The organism is Bifidobacterium primatium (genome assembly GCF_002802875.1).
In the GTDB taxonomy this organism is placed as follows: domain Bacteria; phylum Actinomycetota; class Actinomycetes; order Actinomycetales; family Bifidobacteriaceae; genus Galliscardovia; species Galliscardovia primatium.
Genome location: NZ_PEBI01000003.1, coordinates 251,298 through 267,182 on the forward strand (window position 1 = coordinate 251,298; position 15,885 = coordinate 267,182).

General features: G+C 63.1%; 12 protein-coding genes. 3 read left to right on the forward strand and 9 right to left on the reverse strand.

The features are described 5' to 3' along the window. Positions 1-5: 5 nt before the first annotated feature. From CS006_RS07175 to putP, 7 genes are all read right to left on the reverse strand, one after another. Positions 6-374, reverse strand: coding sequence for a YccF domain-containing protein (locus tag CS006_RS07175; RefSeq protein ID WP_100511127.1), 369 nt, complete (start codon positions 372-374; stop codon positions 6-8). A gap of 158 nt (positions 375-532) precedes the next feature. Then, entirely contained in the window at positions 533-1,159 is a 627-nt protein-coding gene (rpsD, locus tag CS006_RS07180; RefSeq protein ID WP_100511128.1) for a 30S ribosomal protein S4, read from the reverse strand. Positions 1,160-1,357: 198 nt separating this feature from the next. Next, positions 1,358-2,203 carry an ABC transporter ATP-binding protein gene (locus CS006_RS07185; protein ID WP_100511129.1) on the reverse strand — a complete coding sequence of 282 codons (846 nt, stop codon included), beginning with the start codon at positions 2,201-2,203 and terminating at the stop codon, positions 1,358-1,360. A 1-nt stretch (position 2,204) separates the two neighbouring features. After that, on the reverse strand, positions 2,205-3,425 hold the full coding sequence (locus CS006_RS07190; protein ID WP_100511130.1) for an ABC transporter permease: 1,221 nt from the start codon (positions 3,423-3,425) through the stop codon (positions 2,205-2,207). A gap of 2 nt (positions 3,426-3,427) precedes the next feature. Beyond that, a complete protein-coding gene (locus CS006_RS07195) occupies positions 3,428-3,826 on the reverse strand; it encodes a DUF4418 family protein (RefSeq protein ID WP_100511131.1) in 399 nt (132 codons plus the stop codon). Between the two features lie 155 nt (positions 3,827-3,981). Beyond that, entirely contained in the window at positions 3,982-6,648 is a 2,667-nt protein-coding gene (locus CS006_RS07200; RefSeq protein ID WP_100511132.1) for a UvrD-helicase domain-containing protein, read from the reverse strand. 113 nt (positions 6,649-6,761) lie between these two features. After that, entirely contained in the window at positions 6,762-8,363 is a 1,602-nt protein-coding gene (gene putP / locus CS006_RS07205; protein ID WP_100511133.1) for a sodium/proline symporter PutP, read from the reverse strand. Positions 8,364-8,606: 243 nt separating this feature from the next. Here putP and CS006_RS07210 point away from each other — a divergent pair, with 243 nt between their 5' ends. After that, a complete protein-coding gene (locus CS006_RS07210) occupies positions 8,607-9,188 on the forward strand; it encodes a xanthine phosphoribosyltransferase (protein ID WP_100511134.1) in 582 nt (193 codons plus the stop codon). 107 nt (positions 9,189-9,295) lie between these two features. Continuing rightward, entirely contained in the window at positions 9,296-10,675 is a 1,380-nt protein-coding gene (locus CS006_RS07215) for a nucleobase:cation symporter-2 family protein (RefSeq protein WP_100511135.1), read from the forward strand. Between the two features lie 72 nt (positions 10,676-10,747). Here CS006_RS07215 and CS006_RS07220 read toward each other — a convergent pair whose 3' ends face one another. After that, entirely contained in the window at positions 10,748-12,607 is a 1,860-nt protein-coding gene (locus CS006_RS07220) for an acyltransferase family protein (RefSeq protein WP_165777282.1), read from the reverse strand. Between the two features lie 160 nt (positions 12,608-12,767). Between CS006_RS07220 and CS006_RS07225 the strand changes: the two genes are divergently transcribed. Beyond that, on the forward strand, positions 12,768-14,249 hold the full coding sequence (locus tag CS006_RS07225) for an ATP-binding protein (protein ID WP_100511137.1): 1,482 nt from the start codon (positions 12,768-12,770) through the stop codon (positions 14,247-14,249). 52 nt (positions 14,250-14,301) lie between these two features. Here the strand turns inward: CS006_RS07225 and CS006_RS07230 are convergent, their stop codons facing one another. Continuing rightward, positions 14,302-15,783 carry a DUF1846 domain-containing protein gene (locus CS006_RS07230; RefSeq protein WP_100511138.1) on the reverse strand — a complete coding sequence of 494 codons (1,482 nt, stop codon included), beginning with the start codon at positions 15,781-15,783 and terminating at the stop codon, positions 14,302-14,304. Between the last annotated feature and the right edge of the window lie 102 nt (positions 15,784-15,885).

Sequence of the window (15,885 nt, forward strand, 5' to 3'; positions counted from 1 at the left end):
GCGGCCTAACGGACCATGACGACGGACGCGCCGAATGGCATAAGCGCCAGCTTCGCCATTTTGAATGACTGCAGCCCGAACGGAATGCCGATGACGGTGACGCATGTGGCGATTCCCGCGATGACGTAGCCGATGGCCATCCACAGGCCGGCCAGCAGCAGCCAGACGATGTTGAGCAGCGTCGAGCCGAGCCCGCCCCCATAGATGATGTCCTTGCCGAACGGGGTCAGCGTGAGCTGGGCCATTTTGAAGGCCTGCAGTCCCAGAGGGATGCCGATGACGGTGACACACAGGATGATGCCGATCACCGCCCAGCCGATGGCCAGCAGCAGTCCACCGAGGATCAGCCAGATGATGTTGCCGAGAAGTCTCATGTCGGTTCCTTTACGATCTTCTGTACATGAAATGATGCCGTTGTCTCGATTATCGCCGGAAAGGCGACTCGGAACCATGCGGGTTTACCCTGATTCTTCCCTGAAACGACAGAACCCTGCGGCCTTGCGGCGCGCAGGGTTCTGTGATCGGAAATCGATCAGCGAGCGTAGAACTCGACCACGTACTGGATGTTCACCTGAACCGGAATCTCCTCCGCAAGCGGCTTGCGGGTCAGGGTGGCCTTCAGCGAGGCGAGGTCGACGTCCAGGTAGCCCGGGACGGCCGGCAGCACGTCGCGGTGCACACCTTCAGCGGCGATCTGGAACGGAACCATCGTCTGGCTCTTCGGACGGACCTGAATGGTCTGGCCGGGCTTGACGTGGTAGCTCGGGCGATCCACCTTGTTGCCGTCGACCATGATGTGGCCGTGGACGACGAACTGGCGGGCCTGGGCGGTGGTGCGGGCGAAGCCGGAGCGCAGCACGAGGGCGTCGAGACGGGACTCGAGGTCCTGCAGCATGGCATTACCGGTCTGGCCGGCCTCGTGGGTGCCCTTCTCGTAGGCGGCACGAAGCTGCTTCTCGGAAATGCCGTACTGGGCGCGCAGACGCTGCTTCTCACGCAGACGAACGGCGTAATCGGACTCAGTGCGACGACGGGTGCGGCCGTGCTCGCCGGGGGCGTACGGGCGCTTCTCGAAGATACGCTGGGCCTTCGGGGTCAGAGCGATGCCGAGGGCGCGGGAAAGACGCACCTGACGGCGGGAGCGCTGAACGTTGGTCATATCAGACTCATCCTTTGTGTTTCTGTCGTTATCTGAACGGAACGTGCGCGGGGCGCACGCTGAGTCGGCCTCTCCAATGCTTCACCGCGTCTTGAACAACACGCGAACGATGCCGCTGCGGCATCGCCGACCCATTGATGGGCTAAGACTCCAGATAGGTACTGCCCGGATGGCAGACACCAAGATGGAAATAATACACTATGCCGCCGATTCGGTCAACCTGCCGGCGTCCATGGTGACGATGCGGTCGGCATACGGCATCGCATCGGCGTCATGGGTGACCATGAGCACGGCGGTGCCGGAGTCGGCCACGGAACGCAGCAGGCGCATGACGACGGCGGTCGATTCGGCATCGAGGTCGCCGGTCGGCTCATCGGCGATAAGCAGCCGGGGACCGTTCATCAGCGCGCGGGCGATGGACGCGCGACGCATCTCTCCTCCGGACAGTTCCCTGGGATAGCTGCCGGCAAGGTCGGCGATGCCGAGGTCGGCAAGCAACGCCATGGCGCGTTTCTCATATTCGTCCGGGGAGGTCTCCGGTCCGATCGGCTCCACACGCATCGGCGCGATGACATCGGGCATGTCGGGGTCGACGATATCCGCCCCCCCGTTATCGGGCACGTCCCCCACGGGACTCGCGTCGTCAATCGAGGCGGCGTTATCCGTCACGTCATCACTGAACGACATGATGTTCAACGGCTCCTCGGGGAACATCATCGCCGGAAGCATCACGTTGTCCGCAATGGTGAGGTTCGGCAGCAATGTCTGGCTTTGCGTGACGAACCCCACGACACGGTTGCGCAGCAGGGAAAGCTCGCGGTCGTCAAGCTCCGCCACGTTCCTTCCGCCGACGAGAACGGTGCCGGAACTGGGCCTGAGCAGACCGCAGATCATGTTCAGCAGCGTGCTCTTGCCATTTCCGGAACGACCGACGATGGCGACGAAATCGCCGTCGTCGATTTGCAGGTTCACATGGTCGACGGCGGCGAACGTCCTGCCCCGACGGATGAATTCACGGGTCAGTTCACGAACATCCAACAACATGTCACTCCCCCTCCCTGAGCGTGAGATACGCCTCAGGACGACCAAGACGGAACGCCGAAACCAACGACGCCAGGGCTCCCGTGACGACGGCGAACGCCAGCGAACCGACGATCAGCAGCAGGCACGGCACGACGCCCACCTGAAGGTACGGCAGCTCAAGCTCCTTGCCAATGGCTCCGCTGAACGGGAACACGACAAGCGATGCCACGGCGATGCCGATGACCCCGCCGATCAGTCCGATTAGCGCGGACTCGCCCAGCACGATTCGGGTGAGCATCCCCCGGGTGGCGCCCATGATGCGCAGGCTGGCAAACTCCTTCTTACGTTCGTTGACCGACGCCGAGAACACGGCGAGCAGCACGATCAGCGCCAGCGCCCAGAATACGATGAGGAACACAGCGACATAGACGAGGATGGTGTTCAGGCTCGTCTTGGTGGTGCTGGTCACGCCGCCCGGATAGACGAAGCCGACGCCCTTGAGGTCGGATTTCGAGATTTCATCGGCCACCTGTTCGGCGGAATATCCCGGCTGCAGCTTCACGAGGACGGAGGACACGGCCCTGTCCGCGTATTCGTCGGGAATGGTGCCGCGGGTCGTCACCTTGTTGGCGTACGAGACCATGTCGGGGACGGTGCCGTCGCTGATGAACACCGAACTGTCGAGTCCGGTGGCGGTGCGGGCGAGCTGCGCCTTGACGGGGAACACGTGGTTGTACAGCTTGATGGTGTTGTCGGCGGAGACGTTGATGCTGCTGCCGACGATGACCTCGCCCTTGCCGAGCGTGCCATCATACTGCGAGGCGATCCAGGGTTCGATGACGAAGTCGGTCTCGGGGTTGAAACCGACGATCTGGACCTTCTCGTCGCAGCATTCGGCGGCCAGGGACGCGATGTACGTCTGTTCGGTGGCCTGCTCGACCCCGTCGAAGCCCTGTACGCGTTCGCCGATGTCGTTGGTGAAGTAGAACGTGTTCGGGTTGCCGTTGGTCAGCAGCGCCTCGGCCTTGCTCTGGCTTCCGGAGGGCACCACCATGAGGTCGGCACCGAGACGCTCCTCCATGCTTTTCAGCCCCTTGTTGAGGTTCAGCGCCAGAATGGATCCGCCGAAGAACGCCATGGCGAGAATCGCGACAACGACGATGAGCGACGTGGTGCGGAACGGTTTGCGCCGAAGGTTCTCCAGCGGAAGCCTTCCGAGGGTGATGTGCGGGACGGCGGCCATGGTCAGGCCCGTTTCGCGGTTCGTGAGTCGAGCAGGACAGCGACGACGGCGAACACGATGGTCAGCACGCCGAGGACGATGAGCGTCGGCCGGGCGACCATGTGGCAGTGCATCATCGCGCCCGGGCACACGCCGATGAGCACGGTGGGAACGGCGATGGCCAGCACGCCGGCCAATATGACGGCGATGCTTAGGCCGACACGGATCTTCGGTTCGACGAACAGGGCGATGAGGCCGAGCACGGCAATCATCGCCCCGACGCCGATTTCCGCCTGTGCGGTCCAATGGCATTTCATCGCCATTTCGGTGACCTTGCACACGTGTGCGAACGTGTGCGGGGCGATGGCGATCAGTACGCCGAACACGATGGACGGAATGGAGGCGAACAGCCTGTTCTTCACAATCTTCTCCTACTGCTTTAATACTGCTGGCAGAACCCGAATGATTGTTCCGAACCCGTTCGGGAAAGTCAAGTCTTGCTTTTCCCGAACGTCACTGCTACATGCTTCGTACGCCGTGCAGCCGTTCCCGCCCACGGCACATCATGCGGCGGATGTCACAGCTTTTCGATGGGGGCCACACGCAGCAGAAGACGCTTGACGCCATCGGAGCCGAAGTCGACGGTGATCACGGAGTTGCGGCCCTTGTCCTCAACGGCGACGATGGTGCCAAGACCATACTGGTCATGGGTCACCTTGTCCCCCTCGTGGAAGTCCGCGACGTTGAGAGCGCCCGACTGTGCGGCGGACTCGCTCTTACGGGCCGCGGCGCTCTTCGCCTTCGACAGCGAATCGAGCAGGTCCTTCTTCATACGGCGTGTGGTGACTCGGCCGGACTTGCCTCCGGACGAGGAGCCGTACGACGAACCATACGAGCCGCCGTACGACGAGCCCGTCCGTGAACCGCCGCTCCGGGAACCGTATTTCGATCCGCGTGAGCCGTATCCGCCGCCATAGGATGACGAGCCATACGACGATGAGCCATACGACGAGCCGGACGTCGCCTTCCTTGCCGCGGAGCCCCAACGGGGACGCGACCCATACGATGAGGACGAGGACGAATAGCCTCCTTCGAAGCCGCCGAATTCATCATCGTCGTCGAAGCCTCCCGATCGCCATCCGCCGCGCAATGCGTCGACGCCGGTCTCACGCCCCTTCCACTCGATGAGGTTTTCGGGGATGTCATCCAGAAACTGGCTCGGCAGCATTTCGGCGGCCTGCCCCCACTGGGCGCGCACGGCCGCACGCGTGACATACAGGATCTGACGTGCACGGGTGATGCCCACGTAAGCGAGCCGTCGCTCCTCCTCCAGCTCGCTCTCGTTCTCCATGGCGCGTGAATGCGGGAACGTGCCCTGCTCCATGCCGGTGAGGAACACCACGGGGTATTCGAGGCCCTTGGCGGTGTGCAATGTCATCAGGGTCACGGCGCCGGTGTCCTCGCCCTCGTCCGGCAGCTGGTCGCTGTCGGCGACGAGTGCGGTGGTCTCGAGGAATCCGTTCAGCGTGGCGTCGGGCGTGTTCTGCTCGTATTCGGCGGCGACGGACTGCAGCTGGGAGAGGTTGTCGACGCGGGTCATGTCCTGCGGGTCGGTGGACTTCTTCAATTCGGCCAGCAGCCCGGTCTTCTCCAGCACTTCGGCCACGATCTCGCTGGGTTTGCCGTCGTTCTGACGGGCGAACGCCCGCAGGCCGGTCATGAGATCGCGGAACTGTCCCAGCAGGTTCGCGGTCCTTGTGGGAACGCCCTCGATGGAGTCGAGTGCCTCCAGGGCGGACCATGCACTGGTGCGATGGTCGGCGGCGAACATGGTGAGCACCGCCTCCGCGCGGGCGCCGAGGCCTCGCTTCGGCACGTTGAGGATACGGCGAAGGTTCACGTCGTCGTCGGGGTTGGCGATCGCCTGCAGGTAGGCCATCGCGTCCTTGACCTCCCTGCGCTCATAGAATTTGGTGCCGCCGACGAGCTGGTAAGGGATGCCGGCGTTGATGAGCGCCTCCTCGAGGGAACGCGACTGCGCGTTGGCGCGGTACATCAGCGCGATGTCGGAGTACCGGTAGCCTTCCTCGCCGGCCAACCGTGCGATTTCGGTGGCGATCCACGCGCCCTCCTGCTGGGCGTTGTCCGCGGCGTACCCGATGATCTTTGATCCGTCGCCGAGAGCGGTCCACAGCTTCTTGGGCTTGCGTCCGGGATTGAGGGCGATCACCGCGTTGGCGGCGTTGAGGATGGTCTGCGTGGAACGGTAGTTCTGCTCCAGCATGATGGTCCTGGCATTCGGGAAGTCCTTTTCGAATGCCAGGATGTTGCGGATGTCCGCACCGCGGAACGCGTAGATGGACTGGTCGGAATCGCCGACGACGGTGATCCACGCCGGACCGCTTCGCCCGGCGCCACGGGCTCCGGGCTCGCGAGCGCCGCCGTCGTCGACGCCGCCGAGCTCGCGCACGAGCACGTACTGGGCGTGGTTGGTGTCCTGATACTCGTCGACGAGAATGTAGCGGAACTTGCGTCGATAGTATTCGGCGGTCATGGGATCGGCGCGCAGCAGTTCCACGGTACGCATGATGAGGTCGTCGAAGTCGACGGCGTTGGCGGCGGCCAGACGGTACTGGTATTCGGCGTACACGCAGGCGTAAAGCACCTCGACGTCGCCGAAGCTGCCGATCTGGGAGCCGCGGACGCCGGGTCTGAACTGCGGGGCGTACTCCTTGAGACGCTCCTGCCAGCCGATCAGACTGTTCTTGTAGTCGGAGATGCGGGCGAGGATCGAACGCGGCGTATAACGCTTGACGTCGATGTTGAGTTCGGTGCAGATGATCTTCACCAGACGCTGCGAATCGGCGGTGTCGTAGATGGAGAATCCGGACTTCAGGCCGATTTTCTCGCCGTCGCGTCGCAGGATGCGCACGCATGCGGAATGGAACGTGGAGACCCACATGCGCTGGGCCACCGGACCGATGAGCGTGGTGAGGCGTTCCTTCATCTCCGCGGCGGCCTTGTTGGTGAAGGTGATGGCGAGAATCTGGCTCGGCCATGCGCCCGTCTGGCTGAGCAGCCATGCGATGCGGCGGGTGAGCACGCGGGTTTTGCCCGAGCCGGCGCCGGCTGCGATGAGCAGGGCGGGACCGTCGTACTGCACGGCCTCGGCCTGCTGCTCGTTCAGCCCGCCCAACAGTTCCTCGGCACTGCGTGCAATGACTTCGGGCTCTTCATTGATCATCGTTCGCGCTCCCCTCGGCCCTTGGCCGTCGTTGCTGTCCTTGTACTCAAAACCGAGTACAAGAATCTACCATCCGGCGCGGTCAAGGGCTTTCCGAGGGGAGGCAACGTCTTCTACTGCCGTACGGCATGCTCCTCGAGCAGCTCGCCGACGTTGGTGTCGTCGTCCATGTAGTGGTCGAACACGTCGGTTATCTGCTTCGACGGCGCCTTCGTGGCAAGCGACACCACGACGATGGCCAGTGCGGAGACGATGAACGCGGGCAGCAGCTCGTAGATGCCGAAGATGCCGCCGAGGGGCTTGACGAACAGGTTCCACACGAACACGGTGACGGCGCCGGAAAGCATGCCGGCGATGGCGCCGTGGGCATTGGTGCGACGCCAGTACAGGCTGAACAGCATGAGCGGGCCGAAGGATGCGCCGAGTCCGGCCCAGGCATAGGAGACGACCTGGAAGATGGAGGAGTTCTGGTCGGCGGCAATGAGGCATCCGAAGACGAACACCACGAGGATGGTGATGCGGGCCACCCACATGACCTGGCGGTCGGACGCGTTGCGCTTGAAAATACCTCGGAAGATGTTCTCGGCCACCGCCGAGCCGGCGATGATCATGTAGCTTGAGGAGGAGCTCATCGACGCCGCGAAGATGCCGGATACGACCACGCCGCATACGAAGCTGGGCAGCAGCATCTGGCTGAGCACGATGAACACGCTTTCGGCGGCGGCCTGCGTGCCGAACCGCGTGGGCAGCATGGCGCGGCCGAACATGCCGATGGCGATGGCGCAGCCCAGCGAGATGACCACCCACACGGTGGCGATGATCCGGGACTGCTTGATCTCCTCGGCGTCGCGCACGGAGAGGAAACGCACCAGCACCTGGGGCATGCCGAAGTAGCCAAGACCCCAGGCCATCAGGGAGACGATGGTGATGATGTCGAAGTCGGTGGGGGCGCCGAACACGGGATTGCCGCCCTGCACCAGCTGCATGCCGGCCGCGTCAAGCGTCGGGGTCGCGGTGTGGTTGGCGCTCAGGTATCCCGGGATGTCGCTGAGGAACGCGGCGACATGGTCGATGCCGCCCGCGCTGACCACAGTGCCCACACAGACCACGGCGAGCGCGAAGAACATGAGCATGCCCTGGATGAAGTCGGTGACGACGACGGAGAGGTATCCGCCGATGACGGTATAGAGGAACACGACGATGGCGCCGAGCACCATCATAAGGTGGTAATCGAAGCCGAAGAGCGTGTCGAACAGCTTGCCGACGGTGACGAAGCAGCTGCCGACGTATACGGCGAAGAACACGATGATGATGACGGCGGAGATGGTGGACAGAATGTTCCTGGTGTCGCCGAATCGCTTGGAGAAGTAGTCGGGGATGGTGATGGCGTTACCGGCGGCCACGGAGTAGCGGCGCAGTCGCTTGGCGACGATCTTCCAGTTGAGGTAGGTGCCGATGGCGAGGCCGGCGGCCGTCCATCCGGCGTCGGCGATGCCGGTGAAGTAGGCGAGGCCGGGAAGGCCCATGAGAAGCCAGCCGGACATGTCGGAGGCTTCGGCGGACAATGCGGTGAGCCACGGGCCGACGCCTCGTCCTCCGGCGAAGTACTGCGAAGCGGATGAGTTGGACCTCTTCGAATAGAAGAATCCGACCGACAGCATGGCCACGAAATACAGCACCATCGCCAGGAACACCCAGATATCACTCGTACGCACGAACCGCTCCCCAATCCTGTTTTCACTCTCGTACATGTCAGTCCGGCACGCACGCCGGCACGGAGACCTTACTATAGCCGCCCCTGCTTTCATCTCCCAACCCGTCTCACATGGTAAAGTCCAAACCCTCGTTTGTACCATGGTCCAATCCGTCGGTCATCTACGCCGCGTAAGCTACATACCATCCCATTCACATCCATGTCGGACCGTCTGTCGTCCGCCTATCGTCCAATGAGGTGATTTATGAAGGAACTCGAGGATCGAATCCGCCGGGAGGGCACCATCAAGCCGGGCAACGTGCTCAAGGTGGATGCATTCCTGAACCATCAGTGCGATGTGGCGCTGTATGACGCGATGGGCAGGGCGTGGGCCGAGCACTTCGCGGGCAAGAACATCACGAAGATCCTCACCATCGAGGCGTCGGGCATCGGCATCGCCTGCGTGGCGGCGAGGCATTTCGGCGATGTGCCCGTGATCTTCGCGAAGAAGGCGCAGTCCATCAATCTCGACGGCGACCAGTATGTCTCCACCGTGTATTCGTTCACCAAGCAGCGCGAGTTCCCGGTCATCGTCTCCCGCAAGTACCTCGGCCCCGACGACCACGTGCTGCTCATCGACGATTTCCTCGCCAACGGCAAGGCCCTGCATGGTCTCATCGACATCTGCGAACATGCCGGGGCGACCGTCGAAGGCATCGGCATCGCCATCGAGAAGGGCTTCCAGGGAGGCGGCGACGAACTGCGTTCGCTCGGATACGACGTCGATTCGCTGGCCGTGGTCGATTCCATGGACCCGCAGAACGGCACCATCGAGTTTCGCGCCTGACCGCCCTTCGGCGCGGCTTCCGCACGCCTTCATGGCGTATGGGAGCATACGAAATACATCAGGGGTAATTGAAGAGAACCAAGGGAACCATTAAGAGAGGAACTTCGTTGAGCACGAAAGAGAAGAGCAAACCCGACATTTCGGTCGAGGCCCTGACCTCGCTGGACGCACCGGTCTCGTTCTGGAAGGGCATACCGTTCGGTCTGCAGCACGTCATGGCGATGTTCGTGGCGAATCTCGCCCCGATCTTCATCGTCGCCAATGCCGCGAAGATGACGCCGGAGCAGTCGGCCGCCGTGATTCAGGCGGGTCTGCTGGTCGCCGGCCTCGGCACCTGCCTGCAGTTGTACGGCGCATGGCGCATCGGCTCCCGTCTGCCGATGGTCACCGGCATCTCCTTCACCTATGTGGCGGCCGCAACGGCGATCTGCGCCGACAAGGGATACGGCGCCGTGGTCGGCGCCGTGTTGGTCGGCGGCCTGCTGGAACTGGTGCTGGGCCTCACCGCGAAATACTGGCGCAGGTTCGTGCCGCCGATCGTTTCGGCCATCGTGGTGACGTCCATTGGCTTCTCCCTGCTGACGGTGGGCGCCACCAGCTTCGGTGGAGGAGACGCCACGTCCGCAGACTTCGGATCGTGGCGCAACCTCACGCTGGGACTTATCTCGCTGGTGGCCTGCCTGGCCTTCCAGTTGCTGATGAAGGGCACCGCCAAGCAGCTTTCCGTGCTGTTCGGTCTGGTGGTCGGCTATGTGGTGGCGATCTGCATGGGCATGGTCGATTTCTCCGGGTTCCAGCACCTCTCCGTGGTGTCCCTCCCCCAGTTCATGCCGTTCAGGCCCGAATTCGACTGGGGTTCGATCATCTCCATCGCCCTGCTGTACGTCGTCTCCTCGGTCGAGGTGCTCGGCGACACCGCCGCACTGACCAAGGTCGGCCTCGACCGTCAACCGACCGAGCGCGAGACCGCAGGCGCCATCGCCGGCGACGGCCTGATCTCCTCGGTCTCCGGCCTGTTCGGATGCCTGCCGCTGACGAGCTTCGCGCAGAACATCGGTCTGGTGGCCATGACGAAGGTGGTCAACCGCAAGGTGATCCTTTCCGGAGGCGTCATCCTGATCCTCGCCAGCTTCGTGCCGGCGATTGCCGAGGTGTTCAACTCGCTTCCGCAGGCGGTGCTCGGCGGATGCACCATCATGATGTTCGGCAACATCATCCTCTCCGGATTCCAGATGATCTCGGAGGCCGGCTATTCGCAGCGCAACATCACCATCGCCGCGCTCAGCCTGACCATCGGTATCGGATTCACGCAGGTGAACCACATCTTCGTGCACTTCCCCGCGCTGTTCCAGCAGATCTTCGCCTCGAACTGCATCGCCGTGGCGTTCGTCGTGGCGGTGATCCTCAACATCGCCCTGCCCGGTGAGGAGCGTTTCCTCGCTGCTGCTGCGGCGAAGTCCGACGTCGATTCCGAATCGAAGGAATAAGACGGCATATCGCGCCAACACGAACGGGGACGGACCGATGAGGCCCGTCCCCGTTTTTTCATGTCTTTCGCGTCAGTGGCCTTCCGATATCCACTGCCGGATGGCCTGTTGGATGGCCTGCGGGTAGATGTCGGCACCGGCCCCTTCCATCGGATGCACGCCGTCGCTGTACAACAGATCGAGATGCTGCGATATGGCCGCATCCCAATCCACATACACGGTGTTGTCCGCATGCGCCTGCGCATAGGAGCGGGTGACGTCGTTGGACTCGGTGATCCAGCTGTCGGGTCCGTGCCCGTTCACGATCACCAGCACGGTATCGGGACCGATCTGTGCGCGAAGCTGATCGAGCTGGTCGGACGTGATGGCCGAGTTCGTGTTCAGTCCGATGACGAGCCACGGGCGCATCCTGGCTTCCGTCTGCAGCTGGCCGACGATGGGTCCGGCCTCCATGATGGACCGGGACACCTTGGCATCGACGAGGATGCCGGGGAAACGCTCCTGCATCTGCGGGGCGGCCATGTCCATCACCGAATCGCCGATGGCCACGATCTGCATGCCGGTCGGGAAGGCATGGGCGGGCTTCTTGGGTCGTGGAACGGGTTTGCGCAGAATCTCCCCGTTGAGTCGGGCGCGCTCCTCCATCATCCGCTGTGTCTTCTCAAGGGCAATCTGCGTGCTCGTCTTCGCCGGGGCGTCGCGCCAGGCACGGAATCCGCCGGTGAAGGCCAGCAGTATGATCAGCATCACCGCGAGGCCACGTGCAGCGGCCTTGGCTCCGACCGGGGGGTCGGGAATGATCGCGCCGATGAAGCCGCCGCGTGCCGAGGGCTTTTCCACCAATACGCTGGAGCAGTACGCCAGCACCGCAGTGACGGCGAGCGCCATGGCTGCGGCGGCCAGTGGCTGCCTGAGACCCAGGGAACGCATCAGTGCCGAGCCGAGCAGCCATAGCGGCCAATGCCATAGGTAGATGCCGTAGGAGTATGTTCCGGTCGCCGACAGCGGGTGTATGGCGAACAGTCCCTGCATCCAGGAGCCGTCGGTGATGGTGCCGGCGATGAGCAGCACGGCCAGCACCGACGCCGCGGCGATGCCGCCGTGGAATGCGACGGTGTCCTGTCTGAGACGCAGCGCGAGCACGACCAGCAGCACCAGCGCGACAAACCCGGTGTATGCGGCGATTCGACGCCAGAATCGCATGGCGAGACGGGTGATGGCCATATGGCGTCGGCCCGTTGCCTCGGCGCCGCGCCATGCGCATATGCACCATGCCAACGCCATGCCGAGCAGGAAGCCGCCGGCGTGGGTGTCCGTCCCCTCGTAGACGCGTGTGGGCGAGGCGGGGTCGTAGAGCCGGGCCATCCATATGAAACTCGCGGCGGAAAGCCCCAGCAGGGTGAGAACCGCCGGCGTGGGATGCCGCAGACTCCAGAGAATCCGGACCAGCATGGGGGCGACGACATAGAACTGGGCGAGTAGCGCGATGAACCACAGGTGCTTGAACATCTGGGGGTTCATGGTGTCGAAGTAGCTGCTTCCGGAGGTGACGGCGTACCAGTTGTAGATGAAGGTCAGCGCCGCCGAGGCCTGCTTGCGGATACCGACAAGGAAGTCGGGCTGAACGGCGTTCGCCAGCGTCATCACCGTCGGCACCATGACGATCAGTGCCGGGTAGAGCCGGCGGAGCCTATGGGTGAAGTAGTCGATCCAGCCGATGCGTCCTCCCGCATGGAGTCGTTTGAGCATGCTGAGCGTGATGAGGAAGCCGCTGATGGTGAGGAACACGTCCACGCCGACGAATCCGCCGGGCATGATCAGGGGGTTGTAGTGGTAGACGATGATGGCCGCCAGGGATAGGCCTTTGATGCCGTCGATGCCTTGGAAACGCCAGTGCGGGGTGGGTTGTTCGGAGGGGGTGTCTTGGGTCACCTGATTATTTGTAGGACGGCTCTCCGACAAATGCCCGTCACCGTTCGTCCTGTGATCGCCGCTGTCTATGCCGTCCCTCATGAATTTTCGATGAACGGAGGTGAAAACCACGTCGTTTCCTTGATTGTCGGGAGGATGATGGTGTCAGGGAGGACGTGCCATGGTTGACGACTACACCGCGAAGATGACCGAGCTCATCGCATTGATGCGACTGATCGGCAACGATACCCAGCAGTGCGAGGTCAAGGAGTGCAAGCGCAAGATATCCTCGACGATCACCGACACGCTTTCCGCGTTCTCGAACGGTTCGGGAGGATGGATCATCCTCGGGCTTTCGGAAAAGAACGGGTTCACGCCCGTCGAGGGGTTCAACGCCCGTTCGATGCAGGAGTCGCTCAGTCAGGCCTGCGAGAAGATGACGCCGGTGGTGCGTCCCACGATCGTGACCTGCCCGTTCGAGGGCAGCAATCTGGTGTTCGCACGGGTCGACGAGATGCTGCCGCGCGACAAGCCCTGCTTCATTTCGGCGATCGGCGCGCATGGGGGCTCGTTCATCCGTACCGGCGACGGGGACCGGCGCATGACCTCGTATGAGGTGGACCGGCTTATCGAGGAGCATCTGCAGCCGACGTACGATCTGGACATCGTGCCGGAGGCGACACGCGATGACTTCGATCCCGTTTTGGTGGATGGGCTGCTCGCCCGTGTTCGAGAGCAGCATCCGCATGTCTTTGCAGACCGGTCGGACACCGAGGCGCTGCTCGACCTTCAGGCGCTGCGTCATGACGATTCGGACGGCCATCGTGTCGGAGGGGTGCTGCGTCCGACCCTGGCGGGACTGTTGGCGTTGGGACGCTACCCGCAGAGGTTCTTTCCGCGATTGAACGTGTCCATCGCGGTTTTCCCCGGCACCAGCCGCGACGATGTGTTCCGTGGGGACGAGCGACTCATCGCCTCGCAGACGGTCGTCGGTTCGATTCCTCTGATGATCGACGACACGGTCGAATCGCTGATGCGGTGGATCGGGGCGCGCCGGCCGGATTATCCGCCGGATGCGGTGCGCGAGGCCGTCGCGAATGCGCTCACGCACCGCGACTACTCCCCCGATGCACGCGGAACGCAGGTGCATGTCAGTGTGTTCACCGACCGCATAGAGATCAGCAATCCGGGAGGCCTCTACGGCACGGTGACGCATGACGTGCTCGCCAATCCCCATCCGGTCGAGGGGACGGCGTTCTCATCGACGCGCAACCAGTTCCTGTTCACGCTGCTGGAGTCCACGCCGTATCCGGGAGGCGGGTTCGTGAACCCCGAGGGCGGCGACGGCTATCAACGCATCGCCGCGAGCCTGAGGGAGGCCGGCATCGAGCCGGCGACCACCCGCAACGACATCAACACGTTTACCATGACCATCACCAAGCATCGCACACTCAAGCACGGTTCGCCGAGCGATGTGTCACGGGAGATCATGACGCTGCTCGAACGGCATTCGGCGATGAGCGTGAAGGAGATCGTGCGTGAACTGCGGCTGACGCCGCTGGCCGCCACGTCGGGATTACGCGAACTGGTGAAGGAGGGCCGGGTCGCCCGGGTGCGATTCCGCGACGACCCGACACAGCGTTATCGTCTGAAGACCAGCTGACGCCCCCGGATTCCAGGATGCGTTCGCGGACTGGATGGCCTGTCAGGGGGCGTCATTTATGGTAAAGGCTCGCCTGTTCGTATTTCGGCTCGCAGCATACGTTGATGCCGAGCCTGCGGTAGAGGGCCTCGTCCGTGGCCGAGATGATGACCGAGAAGAACGCATCGCATCCGCGCAGCTGCTCGAGGCCGTCGATGACGCGTTCGGCGACGGGGTCCGATGCGCTGGTGATCGACAGGGCGATGAGGGTCTCGTCGGAATGCAGACGCGGGTTGACGCTGTTGAGATGTTCGGTCTTGAGTCGGCAGATCGGCTCGATCGCGTCGTCGTGAATGACGCTCAGCGCATCGTCCACGCCGGCGACGGCCTTGAGCACGTTCATGAGCAGTGCACTGGCCGCGCCAAGCAGTTCGCCGGTCTTGCCGGTGACGACGCGGCCGCCGGGAAGGACCATGGCGCCGGCCGGCCCTCCGGTGGCCTGTTCCTTGTCGAGCGCGGCCTTCCTCGCCGGGGAGAGGTTCTCGTCCACGCCGGCCTTCGTCATGATGGAACGCAGCCGTTCGATCTGGTCCTCGCCCTCCCCGGTGCGTTTGAAGTTGACGCATGCCGTGAAGTAGCGCCGCACGATCTCCATGCGTGAGGCCTCCCGACACGCCTCGTCGTCGATGATGGCGTAGCCGGCCATGTTGACGCCCATGTCGGTCGGACTGGCGTAGGGGCTCTTCCCCATGATCGTCTCCATCATGGCCTTGAGCACGGGGAACGCCTCGACGTCGCGATTGTAGTTGACGGTGGTCTCGCCATACGCCTCCAGATGGAACGGGTCGATGATGTTCGCGTCGTCGAGATCGGCCGTGGCGGCTTCGTAGGCGATGTTGACGGGATGGCCCAGCGGCAGGTTCCAGATGGGGAACGTCTCGTATTTGGCGTAGCCGGCCTGCACGCCGCGCTTGTACTCGTGGTAGAGCTGGGAGAGGCAGGTGGCGAGCTTGCCGGAGCCGGGTCCGGGTGCGGTGACGACGACGAGCGGACGGCTGGTCTCGATGTAGTCGTTGCGCCCGTATCCTTCGTCGGAGACGATGCGCTCGATGTCATGCGGATATCCGGCGATGGGATAATGCAGCCTGCAGGTCACGCCAAGCTGGCCGAGACGCTGCCGGTAGGCGTCGGCGGCGGGCTGCCCGGCATACTGGGTGAGGACCACCGAGCCGACGAGGAACCCGTATGAGCGGAAGATGTCGATGAGACGCAGCACATCCTCGTCGTAGGTGATGCCGAGGTCTCCGCGGACCTTGGCCTTCTCGATGTGGTTGGCGTTGACCGCGATGACGATCTCCACGTCGTCGACAAGGCTTTGCAGCATGCGGAACTTGGCGTCGGGTTCGAAACCCGGGAGGACCCGCGACGCGTGATGGTCGTCGAACAGCTTGCCGCCGAATTCCAGATACAGCTTGCCGCCGAACTGCGCGATGCGCTTTCGGATGTTGGCGGCCTGCAATTCGATGTACTTGTCGTTGTCAAATCCCTGTCGCATGTGGCGGGAATCCCTTCTCGAACGGCGTTGTGAATGAAAGCATTATATCGAAAAAGGGCCACGGCGTTATGCCGTGACCCTTCGTGGTCTATGCGTGTCGGT